Raw genomic sequence first — 20,098 nt, forward strand, 5'->3', positions numbered from 1 at the left:
TGGCGCCAGCGCGGCGCCGTCGCGCTTTACCGGCCCAGCTGCGCGATCTTGCGCTCGACGAAGCCCTGCAATTCCTGCGACAGCGTGCCGCTGCCCTGCGCCCGCCGGAACGCGTCCAGGGCCTCGGCATTGCGCTTCTCGGCCTGCAGCGAGATGCCCAGGCCCATCCACCACACCGCCTTGGCCGGCATGCCGCGCAGCGCCGCCTGGTATTGTTCGGCCGCTTCGCGGTGCCGTCCCTGGCGCTGCAGGGCCGCGGCCAGGAAGCCGTGGTAGTCGGCGTCGCCGGCCGCGTAAGGCAGGGTGCGCAGCAGGACCTCGATGCCGCTGCCGCCGCGCTCGATCTGCAGGCGCGCCAGCAGCATCGCCAGCGCCGGCTGGCGCGCGTCCAGCGTCAGCGCCTGCTGCAGTTCGCCCGTCGCCTCGTCCATGCGCTTGTTCTCGATCAGCAGGCCGACCAGGGTCTGGCGCGCCGCCTCGTGCCGCGGATTGATGCGCAGCGCTGCCTGCAGGCCGGCGATGGCGTCCGACACGCGGCCTTCCTGCAGGCTGGCCAGCGCGCGGCGGTAAGCGTTGTCGGCGCGCTGCAGCGCCGTTTCGCTGCGGCCCGTGGCCTGGCTGGCGGCGGGGCGCGCCTCTCCCCCCTCCGCTTCGCCCGCCAGGGCGCCGGCGGCGCTTTCCTTGCGCTTGAGCGCGGCGATCCAGGCCGCGTCGGTGCGCGCCTTGCGCGCCGCGCTGTCCTGCTCGGCGCGCAGCCGGCGCGTCGCGGCCGCGCGTTCGCTCGCCGGCAACGCGGCGATCCTGCGTTCCTCGGCGGCCCAGCGCCGGGCCAGGCGTTTTTCCTCGGCGCGGGCGCGGGCGCTGGCGACGGCCCAGGTCGTGGTCGACGCGGCCGGGGCGGCTGGCGCCGCGGGAGCGGCAATTGCGGCGGCGGGCGTCTCGCGCGGCGCACGCGGGGCCTCGGCGGGCGCCCGGGGCACGCTGTGCGCCGTGGACGGCCTGGCGCGCAGCGGCGCCGCTTCCTTCGCGGCGGCCGCTGCGGCTGCCGGAGCCGGCTCGTCCGGCACGTCGGGCGCGGCCGGGGCCGGCGCGGGAGCGGGCGCGACCTCGGCCACGGTGACCGGCGCCGGTTCCGCCGCGGCCGGCGCGGGCAATGGGGCCGGCGCCACCTGCGCGGCCGGCACCGGCGGGCGCGGATCGAAGGTCTTGCCCTTGATCGGCAACAGCACCCAGGCCGCCGCGCCCAGGGCCACGGCCAGCAGCGCGGCGGTGACGGCGGCGATCCGGCGCACCGGCGGCCGGACGGCCGGCTGCGGCACCGGCTTGACTTCGAGCGGAATGTCCGCGCTGCGCCCGTTGCCGCGCGCATCGAGGTCCTGCAACATTTTATTTATCAGGCTCATCGTACAAAGGTCCAGGCAAATCCCGCCATGCCGGCCAGCACACCGGCGCCGGCGACCCAAGGCCAGCGGCGCGGCCTGGCCGCCATCGTGTCGCGCGCCGCGGCCGCGACGTGGGCCGCGCTCACCTCCTGCCGGCCCTCCCCGTAGCACAGCATCAGCGCCTTGTGCGCCAGGACGTTCACCAGGCGCGGGATGCCGCCGCTGGCGCGGTACAGGCGCGCCACGGCGCGGCGCGAAAACAGGCGCGCGCCGTCGTGGCCCGCCACCCGCAGGCGGTGCGCGAGATAGTAGTCGAGGTCGTCCCGGCCCAGCGGGCCGAGGTGGTAGTGGAAAGTGATGCGCTGGGCCAGCTGGCGGATCGACTCGAGCGCGAGCTTGCGGTTCAGCTCGGGCTGGCCGAACAGGACGATCTGGAGCAGCTTGCGCTTTTCCGTCTCGAGGTTGGTCAGGAGGCGCAGCGCCTCCATGGTCTCGAGCGGCAGTGCCTGCGCCTCGTCGATGCACAGCAGCACGCGCTTGCCCTGCCCGGCCAGCATCAGGAGGTGGTGGGTGATGGTGCGCAGCAGCTGGTGCTGGTCGACCTCGCGGTCGAGCACCAGCTCCAGCTCGTCGGCCAGGGCCAGCATCAGCGTGCGCGGCTCCAGGAAAGGATTGGGGAGCCAGGCGGTGATGAAATCCTCGCCCAGCGTCGCCATGAACTTGCGGCACAGCAGCGTCTTGCCGGTGCCGACCTCGCCGGTGATCTTGATGAAGCCTTCGCCGCTGCGGGCGGCAATCAACAAGGTGTTCAGCGCTTCCTGCGAGCGCGCGCTGCCGAAAAAGAAACTCGTGTCCGGCGTAATGCCGAACGGCAGCTCGCGCAGGCCGAAATGCGCTTGATACATTACCGGCGCTCCAGAGTACGCGGGTCGAGCTGCTCGATGCGGCGCGTGGCGTCGAGCAGGTCGCGATTCCAGCTGTTGGCGCTGTCGACGATGGTCGGCTTGATCAGCACCACCAGCTCGCGCTTCTGGCTGATCTTGTTCTTGTTGCGAAACAGCGCACCCAGCACCGGCACCTGGCCGGCGCCCGGCAGCTGGCCGGTGTCGTCGGTCGCGGCCTGGCGCATCAGGCCGCCGATCGCCACCACCTGGCCGTCCTGGCCGCGCACGATGCTGTCGAGCTCGGAGGTGCTGGAAGCCGCCAGCGGCAGCGTGAGCGAACCGGCCGAACCCAGGTTCACGCCCTTGGTCACGGTGCTGACCTGGCTCACCGACGGGTGCACGTGCAGCAGGATGTTGCCGCTGTCGTCGATCTGCGGCGTCACGTCCAGCACCACGCCCGAGAAGAAGGGCTGCAGCGTCACGCTCGGGGTGACGGTGTCGCCGGTGGTGTTGCTGTTGATGGTGGTGGTGACGCCGGTCACGTAGAACTCGTCGGTGCCGATCTTCAGCACCGCCTTCTGGTTGTTGACCGCGGCAATGCGCGGGCTCGACAGCACGTGCACGGTGCCCTGCGATTCGAGGAAGGAAATCAGGGCCGCGAAGTTGTTGGTCTGGACCGCCAGGCCGAACAGGGAGCCCGCCGCGTTGGCCGCGTTCGACAGCGAGAAGCCGGTGCTGGCCGACAGCCCGGTGCCGTTGCTGATCACCGGCGGTTGCCCTCCGGTATAGGGCAAGGGCGCGAGACCCGTGCCCGGCGAGATCATGCCGGTCGAGACGCGGTTCGGGTGCGAGCTCTTGATCGAGGCGAAGGAGGCCCAGTTGATGCCGCTCTGGAACTGCTCGTTCAGCTCGACCTCGAGGATCTTCGCTTCCAGGATCACCTGGCGGTCGACCGCGAGCTGGGTCGCCTTCAGGTAGGCGTCGACGTTGCGCAGCTCTTCCGGCATGGCGCGGATCACCAGCACGCCCGACTGCGGGCTGACCACCACGCTGCGCCCGCCCTCCTTCGAGCCGACGATGGCCGCGATCGATTCGCGCAGGTCGGTCCAGAAGTCGTTCTCCGACGAGGTGTTGACGTCGGTGCTCTCGAGCTGGGCATTGCCCTGGCCGTAGGGATTGTTCGGGTTGTTGCGGTTGTTCGGGTTGTTCTGGCCATTGCCCTGGTTGCCCACCCCCAGGCCCTGGCTGCCGCCGCCGTTGTTGTTGGCGCCGGCGTTCGACACCGAGGTCGAGGTCACGCGCAGGTTCGACGACCCGCGGCGGCTGCCGACCAGGTAGTTCACGCGGAACATACGGGTCTGCATGGTCAGCGGACGGATCGTGACCCGGTTGCCCTCGATCTTGTAGTCGTAGCCGTACATCTCGCGGATCGCCTCCAGCGTCTCCTGCAGGGTCACGTCCTTCAAATTGGCGCTGATGGTGCCGGACACCTCCGGATGCACCAGCATGTTGTAGCGCGTGCCGGCCACGATGGAGCGGAAGAACTGCTGGGCGGGGACGTTGTTGAAGGCGACGTTGAAGCGCTCTTCCAGCGCCGGCTTCGCCTTCGGCAGTTCCTGGGCCAGCTTCGCCGCCGGCGGCAGCAGCGCATCGGCCACGGCATCGTTGCCCGGCGCGCCGTTGCCTGGAAGCGCGCTGGTGGCGGCGCTGGCGGTGGCGACCTCCTGCTTGATCGCGTCGTAGGTCGCATGGGGCGGCGTGGCCTGGCAACCGGCGAGCAGTGCGGCGCCCGACAGGACGCTCGTGGTGAGTAGGTGTTTTCGCATCGTCATTGGTTCCCGTCAGTCCCTGCTTGCTCGCAGGCTTGCGCTGCTCGCCGGCGTCGGCGCCGGCGCGGCGCCTGGGTTCAGTTTCAGCACGCGCCGCTCGCGGCCGCGCACCAGCTCGACCTCGTTCGCGCTCATGCGCGTCACGCGCGCGCCCTTGTACAGTTCGCCCAGGCGCACGGTGTCGCCGTCGATCACGGCGACGTGGCGACCGCCCGGTTCGCGCGCGATCAGGATCGACTGGAGCCGGGGACCGGACACCGGCGCCGCCGTGCCGGCCGCCGTGGCGCCTTGCATCAGCGCGGCCGGCGGCCGGGTCGGGTCGCGCAACGCCTGCGCCGCCGCGGGCAGCGCGCAGGCGGCAAGCAGAAGGCCGATCAGGCGCCGGCGGTTCACAGCTTCATCCATTTGCGGTCCAGGCTGAGGGTGTAGAGCGTCAGGCTCAGGCGCGACGCCGGCCAGGTCTCGGCCGCGAGCTCGGCGCGGCCCCAGAACAGCTGGGTCGGCAGGCTTTCCAGCGCGGCCATGTAGTCGACCATGTCGAGGTAGTTGCCGCGCACCGTGATCTCGACGCCGTGGCGGTAGAGCAGCTCGGCCGTGCCCGGCGCCGATGCTGGCGCGCCCGCCGGTGCCGCCGCGGCGGAAGCGCCCTCGCCCGCAGCGGGCGCGGCGCGGCGCCCCGCTTCGAGTACCGACTCGGCCGGCAGGGTACGCACCGACACCAGGCTGAGCCGCCCGTTGGCGCGCAGGATGCTGTCGAGCAGCGGCGCCATGCGCTCGGGCGCGACCAGGCCGTTCTGCATCGCGCGCAGCTGCAGGCTCAGCGCCTCGGTTTCCTTGCGCACCGCGGCCAGGCGTTCGCGCGCCGGGGCGTCCGGATCGCGCTGCGCCGCCTCGACGCGGGCGCGGATCTCGTTGTCGATGCCTTCGATGTTGTTGTTCTGCTGCCCGATCCGGGCCTGCAGCGCATCCTGCTGGCGCAGCTGCGGCCCGAGCGCGAAGAAGTGCAGCAGGAAGACGATGGCCGCGGCGCTGGCCGCGAACACCATGATGCGTTCGCGCAGCGTCAAGGCGTCGATACGCGCCGCGAGTTTGATCCACTGTTCTTTCATGGGCGCGGCGCCTCGCTGTTCGATTGCAGGCTGAATTCGACGAAGGGCGCCGGCTGCGTGGCCGGCTGGGTAGCGGCAGCGGCTTCCTGCGCGCCTTCCGAGATCGAGAGGCTGCCGAAGCCCTTGCCCTGCAGGATGGGTTCGCGCGTCAGGCGCGTCAGGTAGCCCGGCACTGCGGCAGGATCGAGGGCGCGGCCGCGCACCCCGATCTCGCTGCCGGCGCCGTTGATGGTGAGGCCGGTCAGCCACAGGCCGTCGGCATGCTGGCGCGCCAGCGCGCGGAAGTACTCGGCATAGCCGCGGGTATTGCCCAGTTCTCCGCGCTGCAGCACGCCGGACACCTCGCGCAGGGCGCCGAGCTGGCGTTCGGCCTCCTGCACCTCGGCGGCGAGCAGCGGATCCTTCTGGCGCGGCGCGAACTCGGCCGTGACCGCCGCCAGCCGCGCCTCGCGTTGCTGGAGCTGGGCCGCGCCGGCGTCGGCCTGGCGCTGGAGCGCCGTCACGCGCACGTTGCCGTAGACCGCCATGGCCGCCACGCCCAGCGCCAGCACGCCCAGTGCCTGGGCCATGGTCTTGCTGGAAAAGATCTTCTTCTGCTGCAGGAAGATCGGATTGAACAGGTTGATCTGCTGGCTCACAGCACCGTCTCCTCGTGGCGCAGGGCCGCGCCGAGCGGCACCAGGAAGCGTTGCTGCAAGACCTGGTCGGCCAGTTCCGGCGCGCGGCCGAAGTCGAACAGGGTAGCCAGGTCGAGCGTCTCGACCGGCATGTAGAGGTTGCTCGACAGGTAGTCCTCGAGCCCGGCGATGGCCGACGGCGCCAGCACCAGCTTGGCCACGCTGACGAAGGAATACTGGCGCTCGAAGTTGTCGAGCGAACGCTGCAGTTCGAGCGTGACGCGGTCGAAGCTGTGGTGCCGGCGTTCGAGGTCGGCGTCGAGCAGCTGCTCGGGCGCGATGTCGATGCGCCGCGCCAGGTACAGCTCACCCTTGTAGGACACGGTCAGCAGGCCGCCTTCGTCGCCGAAGGAGAGCATGGCCAACCCGCGCCCCTCGGGCTCGATCATGGCCGCGATATTGCGCTGCGCCATCTCGGGAATGTCGATCACCGACAAGTCGACCTTCGCGCCGGCGAACAGCTTCTGGCGCGCCTCGATGGTGCTGTTGCGCGCCGCGATCGCGAACATCGAATGCTGGGCGCGCCCGGCCGCCGCGCTGTCGACCGGCAGGTCGAGCACGTCGATGGTGGCGTCGTCGATGTGAAAGTCGAGCATGTCCTTCAGGCGCCAGCGCACCGCCGTCTTCAGCTCGCTCGCCTCGACGTTGGGCGCGTCGACCGACAGGATCTGGTATTCGCCGCCGGCCAGGACCGTGCTGCAGCGGTAGGCGTTCGCATGCAGTTCGCGCCCCAGTTTTTCCAGCAGTTCCGGGCCCACCTTGCCCGGGTAAAACACCGCCTGACGGACCTGGGGCCGGATGTCGGGCGCGGTCTGCATGCTGACGGCGGCGATGCCGTCGCGCAGCAGGCTGATCGCCAGCCATCCTTCTCTCTTCTTGGTTCTTCTAAAAAAACGCATGCAGGTCCGGTTCAGTGGTGGTGCGGCTATCAGGTGTTTACGGTAAAGGCTTGATTATATTCAAGTACGGCGTCAAAGCGAACAAAAAAAGTTGTCACTTTGCACGACTGTTGGGCAGATTTCCTTGCCGGCTCGTCAATAGACTTCCCGCAGGTAGATCAGTGCGCTGCGGGTGGCTCCGAAATTCACCCTGCCGCGCGTCGCCGGCAGCCAGGGATGGCCGGTGGGCTGGACCCAGACGCTGCCGGCGCGCCCCGCACCAGGGGCGTTCAGCTGATAGATGCCGGTACCGGCCGTCAGCGCGACATTCTGCGTTGCGCTCGGACTGTTCAGGAGCGCGGCGTTGCAATTCTGCAGTCCCGTATCGCCGGCCGCCGGGTTCGCGGTGCCGGCCCGCAGGTCGCGCCAGCACGAGGTGTAGCTCGCCGCCGCCGTGAAGGCCTGGTTCGGGATGTCGGCATGGTTGACCCAGGCCGTGCCGCTCCAGTACTGGACCTGCAGCCTGAGCGGTGTGCGCCGGATGTTGCTGCCCTGGGCGCTGCCGACGTTCAGTCGGCCGTTGACGATCATGACGCCATCCTCGGCCGATTGCGCGGGGTCGTCGCGCAGGGACGAAATGGAGACCACTTTCAGGCCGCTCGACGACGCGCCGGCCTTGGGCACGGCAACCGTTTCCGGCGAGGTCGCGCGCAGGTAGATCGGCAACGGCGCGCTCCAGGCCGTGTTGGCGGGCCTGCCGACGTCGAACGGCACCTCGAGCGTGAAATTCGGCGCCCCGGTCAGGCGCGCAATGCCGGCGTCCGAGCCGAGCTCGCCGCCGATCAGGGCACGCGCCGTCGCCCCCTGCCCCGGCGCCGTGACCGCGCTCAGCGTCACCGGCTTGCGCCAGGTACCGGCGTAGTTCTTCAGCTCGTCGCCGGCCAGGTTGTGGGCCTTTACCTCGACGTCGAAGGGCTGGCCCGAATAGGCCGCGCCGCTGACGGCCGCGGGCGCGCTCTCGCACCGCATCGGCACCTGGCATTGCGAGGGCGCCGTCACCGTCGTCGTGTAGTAGGCCGGATAGAAGCGCCCGACGACTTCGCGCCGGCCACCCACGGCCAGGCCCGTGGCCTGGTAATCGGCCAGCGAGGGCACGAGGTTGACGGCGCCGACCTCGCTGTACTGGAGCGTGGCGCCGATCGCGCCGCTTTTCGCCACCTGGATGGGCGACGACGTCAACTCGCCCGCCACGCTCATCGGTGCTGTCGCGCCCGCTGCCACGGTGTGCGCGAACGACACCGTCGGCGCGGTCCTCTCGTTGCCGAAGTTCAGCGCGAAGGTCTGGCCGTCGGCGAGCAAGGCGCCGACATCGACGCTGAAATTCTCGCCGGCCCTGGCAAAGCCGGTGCCGTCGGGTGTCGTCGCCCCCGGATTGAGGCCGCCGGCCGCATTGGTAATGCTGCGGAAGGCGAGCCGCAGCGGGCGCGCGGTGAAGGAATTCGAGGAGGCGACGCGCCCGTTCGCGAGCAAGTTCAGCTGGACGGTGCCCACGTCCGGGTAGCCGAAGGTCGACTGCGCCGGCGTCACCGCGGCCGATGCGCTGTTCGCGGCGAACGCCATGTTGACCGTGCCCGACCAGGCATCGGTCCCCGCCGCCGGCGCGGCGCCGTTCGGCGTGCACCGCTTCAGTTCCACGCCAGCATAGCCGGGCGCGCTGGCATCGCCGGCCCCGACCTTGCCGCTGGCCGGATCCTCGCAGCTCAGGCTGAACTGCATCGGCACCGTGGTCTGCTGGGTCGCGTTGAGCGTCATGGTCGTGGTTCCGTTCACGGCCGTGACATAGATCTTGGCGCTGGCGCCGCCGGTCATCGGTCCGTTGTACAGCGGGCAATCGGCGCTGTCGACCGTCTTGCCCGGGAGGCAGGGGACGGACGTGAACACATAGCCCGGCATCACGGTCGTGGAGCCGGTCGCGGTAAACGTGTTGCTGGCGTTGTTGTTGGCGCTGTTGTTGTCCGAGGTCCCGGTCACGGTGGCGTTGTTGGTCATGCTGCCGGCCTGGTTGACGGCGGCGGTGATGACCAGCGGCGGCGCCGTCGTGTTCGGCGCCATCGACGGCTTGTAGGTGCAGGTGACGACCTGGCCGCTGTTCGTGCAGGTCCAGTTCACGCCGCTGGCGGAGACGAAGCTCATCCCGGCCGGCAGGGTGTCGGTGACGGTGATCGGGCCGGCCTCGGTATACGGGCCGTTGTTCGACACCACCAGGGTATAGGTCGCCTTGCCGCCGACGGCCGTCGCGCCGCCGCGCGTCATCGCGATCGACAGGTCCGACACCGGCAGGGTCGGCACGACCAGGATCTCGGCATTGAGCAGCACCAGGTCCTGGCCGGTACGGTAGGTCGTCGTGACGCTTGGCTCGTAGAATATCCACTGCACCACTTCGGTATCGTAGGCGTCGAAGTCGATTCCGTAGGAATAATAGTCGCGATTGATGTTACTGCGCGAATTGAACTGGTTGCCGGACGGGTTCATGTCGTCGGTCAGCTCGTTGCCTTCGAAGATCAGGTTCTCGCCGCCCTGCGACAGGGTGGAGTCGCCCTCCCAGGTGATGTGGCCGACGCGCGCCTTCTCGCGGGTAGGCCACCATGGCCTGGGCCAGCGAAAGTTGGTGGCGGTGAAGGTGATCTCGCCGTTCTGGAAGAAGCGGAAACCCTCGTACAGGTTGAGGACACGTTCCGCTTCGTTCGGATGCGAATACACGACCAGCAGCGAAAAGCCGCCCAGCACCGCCTGCGAGGCGCACCAGGGGTTGCCGCTGGCGACGGTCAGGCCGGAGAAGGTATACGTGCCCGCGCCCTTGTTCTTGACGATGTCGGTGACGTCGGCCGCGCCGCCGAAATAGTTCATGCCGTTGCCGACCGTGGCCGACGAGTACTTGCGGGTGGCGGTGACCTGGTTGCCCTGGAAGGTGACGGTGTTGTCGGCCGAGCCGGAGCCGGCCCAGTAGAGCTGGGCCGAGAGCACGGTGGCGCCGGTTGGCAGGCTGAGGACGGCGCTGCGGTTGCTGGTCGAGGACGCGACCGAGCAGGCGTTGACCGTGTTGCTGCTGGTCCGCAAGGTCGCCTGGGTGCCGGTGAAATTCACGGCCCCGTTGAAGCTCTTCCACAAGGTGATCGCGGTGTCGGCGCGGGCCGTTGCGCACAGGCCCAACAGCGCCAGGCAGGCGAGCAGGCGCAGGAAGTGACGCAAGACGCTCATATCTGCACCTCGATCACGCGTGCGACGTAATCGTTGCTGTTGTTCGGCGCCGGGCAGGCGCCGGCCGTGGCCGTGCAGGCGCTGGCACGGATGCGCCGGCGGTCGAGGTTGACGGTGCTGTTGGCCGACGCCGGTCCGGGACTGACCCGGCACTGCACCGTGACGCGGAAAGCGGCCAGCGCGCCAGGCAACTGGAAGGTGTCGGTGGCCGGCGCCGTCGCGCAGTAGTTGTTGGGGTCGAGCGAGCGGCGCAGCAGGGCCCATTCGATGCCGGTGCGCGCTGCCTGGTAAGCGCGCGCCCCCTGCTCGTCCAGGGCCGCGGACTGGCGCTGGGTGATGAAGATGGCGACCAGGGCGACGGCCAGCCCGGCCAGCACGACCAGCAGGAAAATCGCGGTAACGAGGCCGGCGCCGCCGTTGCGGCGCGAACGAGGAAAGAAAGCAGAACGCTGCATCATGGCGTATTGTCGACGTGGACCTGGTGCACCAGGCGCACCGCCGGGTCGGCAAGGTTGCGGGTGCCCAGGCTCAAGGCCAGCACCACCAGACCGGCATTGGTGGCGGCCACGTTATCGCTGCGGAAGACGTTGGCGCAGGTGGTGACGCGGGCGGCAAGCACGGCGACGCGCGCGTTCGCCGGCGGCGCCGCCATTGCGCGGGTTACCGCGTAGCCGGAATAACGCCGGATCATGAAGCCGCCGGCCGGCGCCGCTTCGCATACGTAGGACACCGGCCCGCTGACGACCTGGAAACGCGCGTCCGGCGAAGGCATCGGGACCGGTTGCGCGGCGAAAGGATTGGCCCTGAGCGTGATGACCGGATTGGTTCCGGCCGCAACCGGCGCCGCGACCGGGGCAATCGTCGCGCCTTCGTAGGCATCCGCGTCCGGCACGCCGAGATTGAAGACGGCGATCGCATCGGTCGCCTGGATGTCTTCCATTAACTCGCCCACCACGGAAAAGCTGCGATCGGCGGGATCGGCAAAGGAAAGCGTGTCGCCGCCCTCGACCTCGTCCTCGTCGGCCAGGTAGCGTCCGCCGGTCCGCGTGAGCAGGAATTCGATGGCGCTGCCGGCCGCGTTGACGCGCACGCTGTTGGGCAGGGCCAGGCGGATGTCGCGCGCCATGCGGCGCAGCGCCAGGTCGGCCTCGTCGGTCGCCTCGGCGCGCGCCACCGCATCGACGTAACCCTGGATCGGCGCACGGACGAACACCGCGACGATGGCGCCCAGGATGCCGATGATGACGATCACCATGATCGTCTCGATCAGGGTGAAACCGCGCTGGGTCGCGCGGCGGGAAGCGCAAACGCGAGCCGCAATCACTGGAACCCCGGTCGCGCGTGGCGCGTACGATAGGTTTCCAGCACCACCGGCGCGTCGCCGCCGAAGGTGACGGTGACGCGGATGCGCAGCACGTCGGTGTTCGCCGCCACGCCCCCGCCGCCGGCGTTATTCAGCACGGCCGGCGCGATGTTCACGGTCGCCGCATAGCCCTGCACCCCGAGCGGGGCACCGGTGACGTCGACCAGCTGGCCGGCGGCGTTGTCGAAGGCGGCCGTGTCCACGTTCGGCTGGGCCACGTAGTCGTTGACGTTGTCGAAGGGACGCGGGTTGGCCGGTTCGGGCGCGGCCTGGCCCCAGTTTTCCCCGATCGCGCATTGGGTGGGATCGGCCTGGGTGGCGAAATCGGGCGAACTCGGGTCGCACAGCGTGAAGCCGGCCGAGCGCACCTCTTCCAGCAGGCCTTCGGCGATCATCAGCGCCTGTTTGCGGCGCAGCGGATCGACGCTGTTGGCAGCAGTCAGGCGCATGACCGCGATGATGCCGGCCAGGGCGATGGAAACGATCACGATGAACATGATCAGCTCGATCATGGTCAGGCCGCGCTGGCGGCGCAGGCGCAGCCCGGCCTCAGAAAACATAGCCGGTCTCCGCGTCGACCCTGACGGTGCGCGTGGTGTCGCCACCGACGATCGTGACGGTGAGGCCGCTGAATTGATTGGCCTGGGGCACGTTGAAAGGCTGGCCGAGCGCGTCGAAGCCCATGACGGTCATGTTTGCGTTGCCGGTGATGTTGGCGGGACGGCCTTCGCACATCCAGGTACGCGCGCCGCAGGCTGCGCGGGTGGCGTCGGACCAGCTGTTCTCGACCGGGGCGCGCACCTGGTTGGGGGCGGCGCAGGGCTCCTGGTCGGCGAAGCACAGCGCAATCCGGTTCGGCGCGAGCCGGACGAAGACGTTACGGTTCTGGGCGATGGCGATCTTCTGGCCGTAGCGCAGGATCGAGCGCAGCTGCTCGGTCGCGGTCTCGGCATCGTAGACCTGGCGGTCGAAAAAGCGCGTCATCGCCACCGCCGAGACAATGCCGACGAGGACGATGACGAGGATGAGTTCCACCGCGGTGAAGCCGCGGTGGCGGTCGGCGCGGCCGCGACCGTGGCCGCGGCTGGGTGCGACGTGCGGAGGGATGTCCAGGCCGGCCACGCGCACCCTGCGGCAGCTTACTGGCAGTTGTCGGCGGTGGCGGTGGCGGCCAGGGCCACGACCGGTGCGGTGTTGGCGACACGGGCCGGGGTGTAGGTCATGAAGCAGTTGACGGCCAGTGCGGTGTTGGCTACAGCGCCGGCGACGATGCCGACCGAGCCGGCCGGGATCAGCGGACGGGTGGCGGTGGCGGTGCCTTCGGCGATGATGACATAGTCGCCAGCCAGGCCGGCCGCCTGCAGCAGGCCGGTGTTGGCGGCCGCGTTGACGTTGGTGGTCACGACGTCCGGGTAGCCCGAGGCCGCGTTCATGGTGACGACCGCGCCTTCGACGTTCTGGGTCGCGGCCGGGGCCAGCAGGTGGCGGCCATGGGTCATGGCGGCGGTCGCGTTCAGGGCGCCGCGGGCGGCGTTCAGGCTGGCAACGCGGGCGTCGCCGCTCAGGTTGGTGAAGCGCGGCAGTGCGGTCGCAGCCAGGATGCCGAGGATGACGATCACGACGATCAGTTCGATCAGGGTGAAGCCGCCTTGGGCCGATTTGATGCTCTTGTTCATTACTTTTTCTCCGTTTGAATGGCGCGGATCAGACCCGCTGTGTTCGTGGTGGCAACCGCCTGGCCTTCGATTTCTGCCAGTACCAGGCCTTCGGTGACCCTGTTCCGTCCATCTGGTTCGACTGGCCCGGGGACGCGCAGCAATTCTACCTTGAACCTAAGAAATTTCGGTGTCTTGGCAGAAAAACTTTTAGGTGCGGCCATCAGGTAAACCAGGGTCCGGTTGGACTTATCGAAATACCAGTTACCCTTATGAAGTTTGGTCTCGTCGGGTGAATAGTATTCGCCAAGATAGTTTTCCGGGCGCCGGACCAACCATTCGATGGGATTCTCGTGAGAAATGGCCAATAACGCAAGCTGACCGCCGCTGGCCACTGCCTGCGCCGAACGCAGCGCCAGGGCCGTGCGCAGGGAATGAATGAGTTGTTTGGCTGCAACGACCTCCGACTGTCCGGCATACGGCGCCAGGCGATGGAGCAAGGTTCCGGCGAGCACGGCGACCACGACGGCGGCCACCGCCAGTTCGAACAGGGCGAAGCCGCGCGCGGTGGGACGTCCGGCAGGGCCGCAGCGCTTGCTCATTGCCGGTGCAGGGCCGCCTGGCCGAGGTCCCAGATCGGCAGGAAGATGCCGAGCGCCATCACCAGCACCATCAGGCCGAGGAAGACGATCAGGATCGGCTCGATCTGGGCCGACAGGGTCTTGAGCTCGTAGTCGACCTCGCGCTCGTACATCAGCGCGATCTCGTCGAGCAGGTCGTCGAGCGAACCGGTCTCCTCGCCCACTGCGATCATCTGCAGCACGATGGGCGTGAACACGTTGGCGGCGGTCGAGGTGCGCAGGATGCTTTCGCCGCGCTCGACACCGTCGCGCATCTGCTCGATGCGCGCGGCCAGGTAGGCGTTGTCGGCGGTCTGCGAGACCACGGTCAGCGCCTGCACCACCGGCACCCCGCTCCTCATCGACAGCGCGAAACTGCGCGCGAAGCGCGCCATGGTCGACTTGTGCAGGATCTTGCCGGCGATCGGCAGGCGCAGCTTGTAGCGGTCCCAGTTGTAGCGCCCCTGGCTCGACCCGACCCAGGAGCGAAAGCCCAGGAAGCCGCCGATGGCGAGGGCCAGCAGCAGGCTCCAGTAGTCGAGGGTGAAGCGCGAGGTCGTCATCAGGATGCGCGTCATGACCGGCAGCTCGGTGTGCAGGCTTTCGAATACCTTGGCGAACTGCGGGATGACGAAGATGTTCACTACCACCATCGCCACCACCATGGCGATCACGACGAAGCTCGGGTAGCGCAGCGCCGCCTTTACGCGCTCGCGCATGTCGCGGTCGAATTCGAGGTGGTCGAACAGGCGCAGGAAGATCTCCTCCAGGCGGCCGGTCATCTCTCCCACCCGCACCATCGACAGGTAGAAGGTCGAGAAGGCTTCCGGATGGCGCCGCATCGCGGCGGACAGTTCGCGGCCCGAGTCGAGCGACTCGCGCAGGTCCTTGATCACGCGCCCGAAGGACGGGCTGGTGGCGGACTCCTGCAGGCCGGCCAGGCCGCGCATGATCGGCACGCCGGACTTGAGCAGGGTGTGCATCTGGCGGCTGAACAGCTGCACGTCGATCGACCTGACGGGCTTCTCGCGCAGGCGCTCCCACCAGCCCTGGGCCTGGCCGGGGCCGGCCGTCTTGCGCGTGGTCGGCACGATCTCGACCGGCGTGACGCCGGTGCCGAACAACTGGTCGGCGACGGCGCCGGCGTCGTGCCCCTCGAGCACGCCCTGCATCAGTTCGCCGCGCGCATTGCGGCCCTTGTAGGCGAAGAAGGGCATCAGTCGTCGACCTGGTTACTGATGCGCATGGCTTCGGCGATGGTCGTGCGGCCCTGCACGGCCAGCTGCACGCCATGGCGGCGCAGGGTTTCGCCGGCCATCTCGGCCTGCGCCACCTTCAGGAAGTGGGCCGGGTCCGGGTGGTTGGCGGCATCGGTCACCGCGCGCGTCATCTCCAGCAGCTCGTACACGCCGGTGCGGCCGCGGTAGCCGGTGCCGTTGCAGTGTGAGCAGCCCTTCCCGTGGAAGAACTGGGCCTGCTCGGCGAAGTCCCCGAGTTCCGCGCGCAGCCAGCTGCGCTCAGGCGGGGTCGGGGCGTAGACGGTGCTGCAGCTTTCGCAGATCACGCGCACCAGGCGCTGGGCCAGCACGGCCTGCAGCGAACCGCCCACCATGTAGCGCGGCACGCCCATGTCCATCAGGCGCAGCGGCGTCGAGGCGGCATCGTTGGTGTGCAGGGTCGACAGCACCAGGTGGCCGGTCATCGCGGCGCGCAGGCCGATCTGGGCGGTTTCCTGGTCGCGCATCTCGCCGACCAGCACGATGTCCGGATCCTGGCGCAGGGCCGAGCGCAGCACGCGCGCGAACGACAGCTCGATCTTCTCGTTGACCTGGACCTGGTTGATGCCCTGCAGCCGGTATTCGACCGGGTCCTCGACCGTGATCAGCTTCTTCTCGACCGAATTGAGTTCAGCCAGCGCGCTGTACAGGGTGGTGGTCTTGCCGGAACCGGTGGGTCCGGTCACCAGCACCAGGCCGTTCGGGCGCCCGACGATGGCGCGGAAGCGTTCGAGCATCTTGCGCGGCATGCCGATCGATTCCAGGCGCAGGGTGTTCCCCGCCTGGTTCAGGAGACGCATGACGACCGACTCCCCGTACTGGGTCGGCATGGTCGAGAGTCGCACGTCGATGCGCTGGTTCCTGACCTTGATGGCGAAGCGCCCGTCCTGCGGCAGGCGCTTTTCCGAGATGTCGAGGTCGGCCATGAGTTTCAGGCGCAGCGCCAGCGGCGTGGCGACCTTGATGTCGGCCTCGGTCTGCAGGTGCAGCACGCCGTCGATGCGGAAGCGGATCTGCAGCCGCCCTTCCTGGGGCTCGATGTGGATGTCGGAGGCGCGCACCTGGGCGGCGTCGTCGAACACCGACTGCAGCAGCTTGACCACCGGCGCTTCTTCCAGCCCCGGGTTGGCGCTCATGGCGCCGAAGTCGACGAAAGCGTCCGCCACGTCGGCCTCGACTTCGCGCGCCAGGCCCGTGATCTCGCCGGTGCGGCGGTAGATGCGGTCAATCGTGTGCAGCACCTCGGTCTCGTTGACCACCGCCAGCTCGACGCCTTTCTTGAGCAGGCGCGCGATCTCGTCGTAGGCGAACAGGTCGGTCGGGTCGGACACGCCGACCAGCACCGTCTCGCGGCGGTCTTCCAGCACCAGCGCGCGGAAGCGCCGCGCGGCCGTTTCCGGCAGCAGGCGCACCAGCTGGTCGCTGATGTTGTAGAACTTGAGGTTGATGTAGGGGATGTTCAGCTGGCGCGCCAGCGCGCCCGAGATCTGCTCCTCGGTGACGAAGCCGTTCTCGACGAAGACCCGGCCCAGCTTGCGCCCGGTGCGCTTCTGGTCGGCCAAAGCCTGGTTCAGCTGCTCCTCGGACAAGAGCTTTTGTTGGACCAGGATTTCCCCGAGCCGGACTTTTTCTGGCCTAGCCATGACACCCCTTGCGAATTGTTCTGGAAACGGAGGGTTATTTTAAGGCAGAAACAATGAATATTTACTGTTGGAATTTATTTCTGTGGCCGTAATGCCGCGCTCGGCAGCGGCTGCGTGTAAGATAAATAAGTCCGAATAGCCGAGCGGGCTATTTCATACCCGTAGGGTGGACGGCTCTGCCGTCCACGCGGTGATAGTTCGCAGCAAGTTCATCCGGTGCGAAATCGGCACCGATAGCTATCGACGCGTGGAAGGCAAAGCCTTCCACCCTACGTCCCTTCGATTCATTTTGCAGGGTTACCGATGCCAGAACCAACGAATGCGCGCCGCCGCATCTTCCTGATGCGCCACGGCAGCGTCACCTACTTCGACGCCGCCGGCAAGCCGGTCCTGCCCGAGCAGGTTCCCCTGAACGAGGAGGGCCGCGCCCAGGCCGATGCCGCCGGCGCCGCCTTTGCCGCCGCCGGCATCCGCTTCGACCGCGTCATCGTCTCCGGCCTGCCGCGCACCGTCGAGACCGCCACCCGGGTGCTCGACGCCAGCGGCCAGCAAATCGCCCTCGACACCTGGCCCGAGCTGCACGAAATCCGCGGCGGGCGGCTGTCCGCCATTCCGACCGCCGAACTGAAGCGCGCCTTCACCGGCGCCTTCGAGGGGCTGGTCAATCCCGAGCAGCGCTTCCTCGGCGGCGAATCGGTCGGCGAGATGATGGACCGCGTGCATCCGGCGATCCAGAAACTGCGCGCCGATCCCGGCTGGGACACGGTGCTGCTGGTGCTGCACGGCGGCGTCAACTGCGCCATCCTGTCGCTGGCCCTGACCGGACAGCGGCTCTTCCTCGGCGGCCTGGCCCAGACCGCCGGCTGCATCAATGCCCTCGACGTCGGCGCCGATCCGGCCGACTGGGTGGTGCGCTTCGTGAACCACGTGCCCCCTGCACCGCTGCAGCCGGGTGCGCGCAGCACCACCATGGAACAGTTGTTCGAGCAATACAAACGCTCGCGCTGAACCCTGCCGACAGCCCCTTGATTCGCCTGGCAAAACGCTTGAAAAAATACTAAAAACAAATAGCACGGTCGTGCATTTCATCGGCTACAATCATCCGACAACCACACAGGAGGAGACGCCAGTGTATGAAGAAATGATGGGCACCAAGCCGGTGTCCGAGGGCCAGAAGTTCGATGTCGAGGCGCTCGCCGCCTGGCTGCGGGAGCATGCTCCCGGCTTCCCGGCCGGTCCGCTGGAAGTGGAACAATTCAAGGGCGGGCAATCGAACCCGACCTTCAAGCTGCGCGCCGGCGGTCAACAATACGTGCTGCGCACCAAGCCGGGCCCGGCGGCCAAGCTGCTGCCTTCGGCGCACGCGATCGACCGCGAATTCCGCGTGATGCAGGCCCTGCACGGCGCCGGCTTCCCGGTGCCGCGCCAGATCGTGCTGTGTACCGACGAATCGGTGATCGGCCGCGCCTTCTTCCTGATGGAATGCGTCGAAGGCCGGGTGCTGTGGGAGCAGTCGCTGCCCGGCATGACCCGCGAGGAACGCGGCGCCATCTACGACGAGATGAACCGCGTCATCGCCCAGCTGCACACGATCGACTACGCCGCCATCGGCCTGGCCGACTACGGCAAGCCGGGCAATTATTTCGCGCGCCAGATCGAGCGCTGGACCAGGCAGTACCAGGCCTCCGTCACCGAACCGATCGAGGCCATGGACCGCCTGATCGAATGGCTGCCGCGCAATATTCCCCCCGGCGAGGACACCGCCATCGTGCACGGCGACTTCCGCCTGGATAACATCATTTTCCACCCGACCGAGCCCCGCATCCTCGCCGTACTCGACTGGGAACTGTCGACCCTGGGCCACCCACTCGCGGATTTCTCCTATCACTGCATGAGCTGGCACATCCCGCCGGGCAAGTTCCGCGGCATTGCCGGCCTCGACCTGGCCGAGCTGGGCATTCCCGACCAGGAAAGCTACGTGCGCCGCTACTGCGAGCGCACCGGCAAGACCATCCGCGCCGAGGATTTCAATTTTTATCTTGCCTACAACATGTTCCGCCTGGCCGGGATCATGCAGGGCATCATGAAGCGCTATGTCGACGGCACCGCCTCGAGCGCGCAGGCGCTGCAGAACGGCAAAGCCGCCCGCCCCATGGCCGAGATGGCCTGGCAATTCGCGAATCGCTAAGGAGAAAGACAGAATGGATTTCGAGTATTCCGACCGCTGCAAGGAACTGCGGGCGCGCCTGATCGCCTTCATGGACGAACACATCTATCCGAACGAAAAAGCGTTCAAGGAAGAAGTCGACCGCAACGGCGCGGCCGGCGACCGCTGGGTGCCGACCGAACTCATCGAGCGCCTGAAGCCGCTGGCGCGCGAACAGGGGCTGTGGAACCTGTTCCTGCCGAAGTCCCCGCGCGCCCCCGAGGGCCTGTCGAACCTCGACTATGCCCCGCTGTGCGAGATCATGGGCCGCGTCTCCTGGGCGCCCGAGGTCTTCAACTGCTCGGCGCCGGACACCGGCAACATGGAAACCATCGAGCGCTACGGCACCGAGGAAGACAAGACGCGCTGGCTCGAGCCGCTGCTGCGCGGCGAGATCCGCTCGGCCTTCGCCATGACCGAGCCCGACGTCGCCTCGTCGGACGCGACCAACATCGCCACCCGCATCGAACGCAGCGCCAGTGGCGACGAATACGTGATCAACGGGCACAAATGGTGGATCTCGGGCGCCGGCGATCCGCGCTGCAAGATCTTCATCGTGATGGGCAAGAGCGACCCGAACGCCGCGCGCCACCAGCAGCAGTCGATGATCCTGGTCCCGGCCGACACCCCGGGCATCACCATCAAGCGCCCGCTGCCGGTGTTCGGCTACGACGACGCCCCGCACGGCCACTGCGAGATCCTCTTCGAGAACGTGCGCGTTCCAAGCGCCAACATGCTGCTCGGCGAAGGGCGCGGCTTCGAGATCGCCCAGGGCCGCCTGGGGCCGGGCCGCATCCACCACTGCATGCGTTCGATCGGGGTGGCCGAGCGCGCCCTGGAGCTGATGTGCAAGCGCCTCGACAGCCGGGTCGCGTTCGGGCGCAAGATTTCGGAACAGGGCGTCTGGCGCGAGCGCATCGCCGAAGCGCGCATCCGGATCGACACCGCCCGCCTGCTGACTTTAAAGGCGGCCTGGATGATGGACACCGTCGGCAACAAGCAGGCCCAGGCCGAGATCGCGATGATCAAGGTGCTGGCGCCGACCGTCGCCCAGCAGGTGCTCGACTGGGCGATCCAGGCCCACGGCGCCGGCGGCGTGTCGGACGACTTCCCGCTGGCCTACCAGTGGGCCGGCAACCGCACCCTGCGCCTGGCCGACGGCCCGGACGAGGTGCACCGCAACGCGATCGCCAAGCTGGAGCTTGCCAAATACATATAAGCTGTTGCTGGGTATCTACAGCCAGGGCGGGCGGATGGCGTTAGCGCTATTCCCCGCCGCCCGGGTCGGCTACCATGGGGCGTTGCGGCAACCCATGG

The 20,098-nt window shown here is 68.2% G+C and carries 19 protein-coding genes; 3 read left to right on the forward strand and 16 right to left on the reverse strand.

The features are described from left to right. Positions 1 to 26: 26 nt before the first annotated feature. The 16 genes from RT688_RS03530 to RT688_RS03605 all read right to left on the reverse strand — a co-directional run bounded on the left by RT688_RS03530 (position 27) and on the right by RT688_RS03605 (position 16,575). Entirely contained in the window at positions 27 to 1,403 is a 1,377-nt protein-coding gene (locus RT688_RS03530) for a tetratricopeptide repeat protein (RefSeq protein ID WP_313703462.1), read from the reverse strand. Then, on the reverse strand, positions 1,400 to 2,287 hold the full coding sequence (locus tag RT688_RS03535; RefSeq protein WP_313703463.1) for an AAA family ATPase: 888 nt from the start codon (positions 2,285 to 2,287) through the stop codon (positions 1,400 to 1,402). The genes RT688_RS03530 and RT688_RS03535 overlap by 4 nt, the downstream gene beginning before the upstream one ends. Continuing rightward, positions 2,287 to 4,092: a pilus (MSHA type) biogenesis protein MshL gene (mshL, locus tag RT688_RS03540; protein ID WP_313703464.1), complete on the reverse strand. Its 1,806-nt coding sequence runs from the start codon at positions 4,090 to 4,092 to the stop codon at positions 2,287 to 2,289. The genes RT688_RS03535 and mshL overlap by 1 nt, the downstream gene beginning before the upstream one ends. Before the next feature lie 15 nt (positions 4,093 to 4,107). Next, on the reverse strand, positions 4,108 to 4,500 hold the full coding sequence (locus RT688_RS03545) for a hypothetical protein (RefSeq protein ID WP_313703465.1): 393 nt from the start codon (positions 4,498 to 4,500) through the stop codon (positions 4,108 to 4,110). After that, positions 4,485 to 5,204, reverse strand: coding sequence for a hypothetical protein (locus RT688_RS03550; RefSeq protein WP_313703466.1), 720 nt, complete (start codon positions 5,202 to 5,204; stop codon positions 4,485 to 4,487). The genes RT688_RS03545 and RT688_RS03550 overlap by 16 nt, the downstream gene beginning before the upstream one ends. Further along, positions 5,201 to 5,842, reverse strand: a complete 642-nt coding sequence (locus tag RT688_RS03555; protein ID WP_313703467.1) for a PilN domain-containing protein — start codon at positions 5,840 to 5,842, stop codon at positions 5,201 to 5,203. Before RT688_RS03555 ends, RT688_RS03550 begins: the two co-directional genes overlap by 4 nt. Then, positions 5,839 to 6,780 (reverse strand): agglutinin biogenesis protein MshI, encoded by a 942-nt coding sequence (locus tag RT688_RS03560; protein ID WP_313703468.1) that lies wholly within the window; start codon positions 6,778 to 6,780, stop codon positions 5,839 to 5,841. The genes RT688_RS03555 and RT688_RS03560 overlap by 4 nt, the downstream gene beginning before the upstream one ends. 135 nt (positions 6,781 to 6,915) lie before the next feature. Then, positions 6,916 to 10,017 carry a DUF6701 domain-containing protein gene (locus RT688_RS03565; RefSeq protein WP_313703469.1) on the reverse strand — a complete coding sequence of 1,034 codons (3,102 nt, stop codon included), beginning with the start codon at positions 10,015 to 10,017 and terminating at the stop codon, positions 6,916 to 6,918. Further along, a complete protein-coding gene (locus RT688_RS03570) occupies positions 10,014 to 10,475 on the reverse strand; it encodes an agglutinin biogenesis protein MshP (protein WP_313703470.1) in 462 nt (153 codons plus the stop codon). Before RT688_RS03570 ends, RT688_RS03565 begins: the two co-directional genes overlap by 4 nt. Next, positions 10,472 to 11,341 carry a type II secretion system protein gene (locus RT688_RS03575; RefSeq protein ID WP_313703471.1) on the reverse strand — a complete coding sequence of 290 codons (870 nt, stop codon included), beginning with the start codon at positions 11,339 to 11,341 and terminating at the stop codon, positions 10,472 to 10,474. Before RT688_RS03575 ends, RT688_RS03570 begins: the two co-directional genes overlap by 4 nt. Further along, positions 11,338 to 11,940: a prepilin-type N-terminal cleavage/methylation domain-containing protein gene (locus RT688_RS03580; protein WP_313703472.1), complete on the reverse strand. Its 603-nt coding sequence runs from the start codon at positions 11,938 to 11,940 to the stop codon at positions 11,338 to 11,340. The genes RT688_RS03575 and RT688_RS03580 overlap by 4 nt, the downstream gene beginning before the upstream one ends. Continuing rightward, a complete protein-coding gene (locus RT688_RS03585; protein ID WP_313703473.1) occupies positions 11,930 to 12,502 on the reverse strand; it encodes a type II secretion system protein in 573 nt (190 codons plus the stop codon). The genes RT688_RS03580 and RT688_RS03585 overlap by 11 nt, the downstream gene beginning before the upstream one ends. A gap of 17 nt (positions 12,503 to 12,519) precedes the next feature. Further along, a complete protein-coding gene (locus RT688_RS03590; RefSeq protein WP_313703474.1) occupies positions 12,520 to 13,056 on the reverse strand; it encodes a type II secretion system protein in 537 nt (178 codons plus the stop codon). Further along, positions 13,056 to 13,637, reverse strand: coding sequence for a hypothetical protein (locus RT688_RS03595; RefSeq protein ID WP_313703475.1), 582 nt, complete (start codon positions 13,635 to 13,637; stop codon positions 13,056 to 13,058). The genes RT688_RS03590 and RT688_RS03595 overlap by 1 nt, the downstream gene beginning before the upstream one ends. Beyond that, the gene (locus RT688_RS03600; protein ID WP_313703476.1) at positions 13,634 to 14,872 is read right to left on the reverse strand and encodes a type II secretion system F family protein; all 1,239 of its coding nucleotides are present in this window, start codon (positions 14,870 to 14,872) and stop codon (positions 13,634 to 13,636) included. The genes RT688_RS03595 and RT688_RS03600 overlap by 4 nt, the downstream gene beginning before the upstream one ends. After that, the gene (locus tag RT688_RS03605; RefSeq protein WP_313703477.1) at positions 14,872 to 16,575 is read right to left on the reverse strand and encodes a GspE/PulE family protein; all 1,704 of its coding nucleotides are present in this window, start codon (positions 16,573 to 16,575) and stop codon (positions 14,872 to 14,874) included. Before RT688_RS03605 ends, RT688_RS03600 begins: the two co-directional genes overlap by 1 nt. 303 nt (positions 16,576 to 16,878) lie before the next feature. Between RT688_RS03605 and RT688_RS03610 the strand changes: the two genes are divergently transcribed. The 3 genes from RT688_RS03610 to RT688_RS03620 all read left to right on the forward strand — a co-directional run bounded on the left by RT688_RS03610 (position 16,879) and on the right by RT688_RS03620 (position 20,000). After that, positions 16,879 to 17,583, forward strand: coding sequence for a histidine phosphatase family protein (locus RT688_RS03610; protein WP_313703478.1), 705 nt, complete (start codon positions 16,879 to 16,881; stop codon positions 17,581 to 17,583). Between the two features lie 136 nt (positions 17,584 to 17,719). After that, positions 17,720 to 18,763: a phosphotransferase gene (locus RT688_RS03615; RefSeq protein ID WP_313703533.1), complete on the forward strand. Its 1,044-nt coding sequence runs from the start codon at positions 17,720 to 17,722 to the stop codon at positions 18,761 to 18,763. Between the two features lie 13 nt (positions 18,764 to 18,776). Then, positions 18,777 to 20,000, forward strand: a complete 1,224-nt coding sequence (locus RT688_RS03620; RefSeq protein ID WP_313703479.1) for an acyl-CoA dehydrogenase family protein — start codon at positions 18,777 to 18,779, stop codon at positions 19,998 to 20,000. The last annotated feature ends 98 nt before the right edge of the window (positions 20,001 to 20,098 follow it).

It is taken from the genome of Massilia sp. (assembly GCF_032106685.1).
Classification (GTDB): domain Bacteria; phylum Pseudomonadota; class Gammaproteobacteria; order Burkholderiales; family Burkholderiaceae_D; genus Telluria.

Excerpts from the sequence above, each read along its gene's own strand:
- RT688_RS03535 (WP_313703463.1), bottom strand. The coding sequence starts at position 2,287 with ATGTATCAAGCGCATTTCGGCCTGCGCGAGCTGCCGTTCGGCATTACG.
- RT688_RS03590 (WP_313703474.1), bottom strand. The coding sequence starts at position 13,056 with ATGAACAAGAGCATCAAATCGGCCCAAGGCGGCTTCACCCTGATCGAA.
- RT688_RS03560 (WP_313703468.1), bottom strand. The coding sequence starts at position 6,780 with ATGCGTTTTTTTAGAAGAACCAAGAAGAGAGAAGGATGGCTGGCGATC.
- RT688_RS03615 (WP_313703533.1), top strand. The coding sequence starts at position 17,720 with ATGGGCACCAAGCCGGTGTCCGAGGGCCAGAAGTTCGATGTCGAGGCG.
- RT688_RS03570 (WP_313703470.1), bottom strand. The coding sequence starts at position 10,475 with ATGATGCAGCGTTCTGCTTTCTTTCCTCGTTCGCGCCGCAACGGCGGC.
- RT688_RS03545 (WP_313703465.1), bottom strand. The coding sequence starts at position 4,500 with ATGGATGAAGCTGTGAACCGCCGGCGCCTGATCGGCCTTCTGCTTGCC.
- RT688_RS03605 (WP_313703477.1), bottom strand. The coding sequence starts at position 16,575 with ATGGCTAGGCCAGAAAAAGTCCGGCTCGGGGAAATCCTGGTCCAACAA.
- RT688_RS03595 (WP_313703475.1), bottom strand. The coding sequence starts at position 13,637 with ATGAGCAAGCGCTGCGGCCCTGCCGGACGTCCCACCGCGCGCGGCTTC.
- RT688_RS03610 (WP_313703478.1), top strand. The coding sequence starts at position 16,879 with ATGCCAGAACCAACGAATGCGCGCCGCCGCATCTTCCTGATGCGCCAC.
- RT688_RS03550 (WP_313703466.1), bottom strand. The coding sequence starts at position 5,204 with ATGAAAGAACAGTGGATCAAACTCGCGGCGCGTATCGACGCCTTGACG.
- mshL (WP_313703464.1), bottom strand. The coding sequence starts at position 4,092 with ATGCGAAAACACCTACTCACCACGAGCGTCCTGTCGGGCGCCGCACTG.
- RT688_RS03565 (WP_313703469.1), bottom strand. The coding sequence starts at position 10,017 with ATGAGCGTCTTGCGTCACTTCCTGCGCCTGCTCGCCTGCCTGGCGCTG.
- RT688_RS03580 (WP_313703472.1), bottom strand. The coding sequence starts at position 11,940 with ATGTTTTCTGAGGCCGGGCTGCGCCTGCGCCGCCAGCGCGGCCTGACC.
- RT688_RS03600 (WP_313703476.1), bottom strand. The coding sequence starts at position 14,872 with ATGCCCTTCTTCGCCTACAAGGGCCGCAATGCGCGCGGCGAACTGATG.
- RT688_RS03620 (WP_313703479.1), top strand. The coding sequence starts at position 18,777 with ATGGATTTCGAGTATTCCGACCGCTGCAAGGAACTGCGGGCGCGCCTG.
- RT688_RS03530 (WP_313703462.1), bottom strand. The coding sequence starts at position 1,403 with ATGAGCCTGATAAATAAAATGTTGCAGGACCTCGATGCGCGCGGCAAC.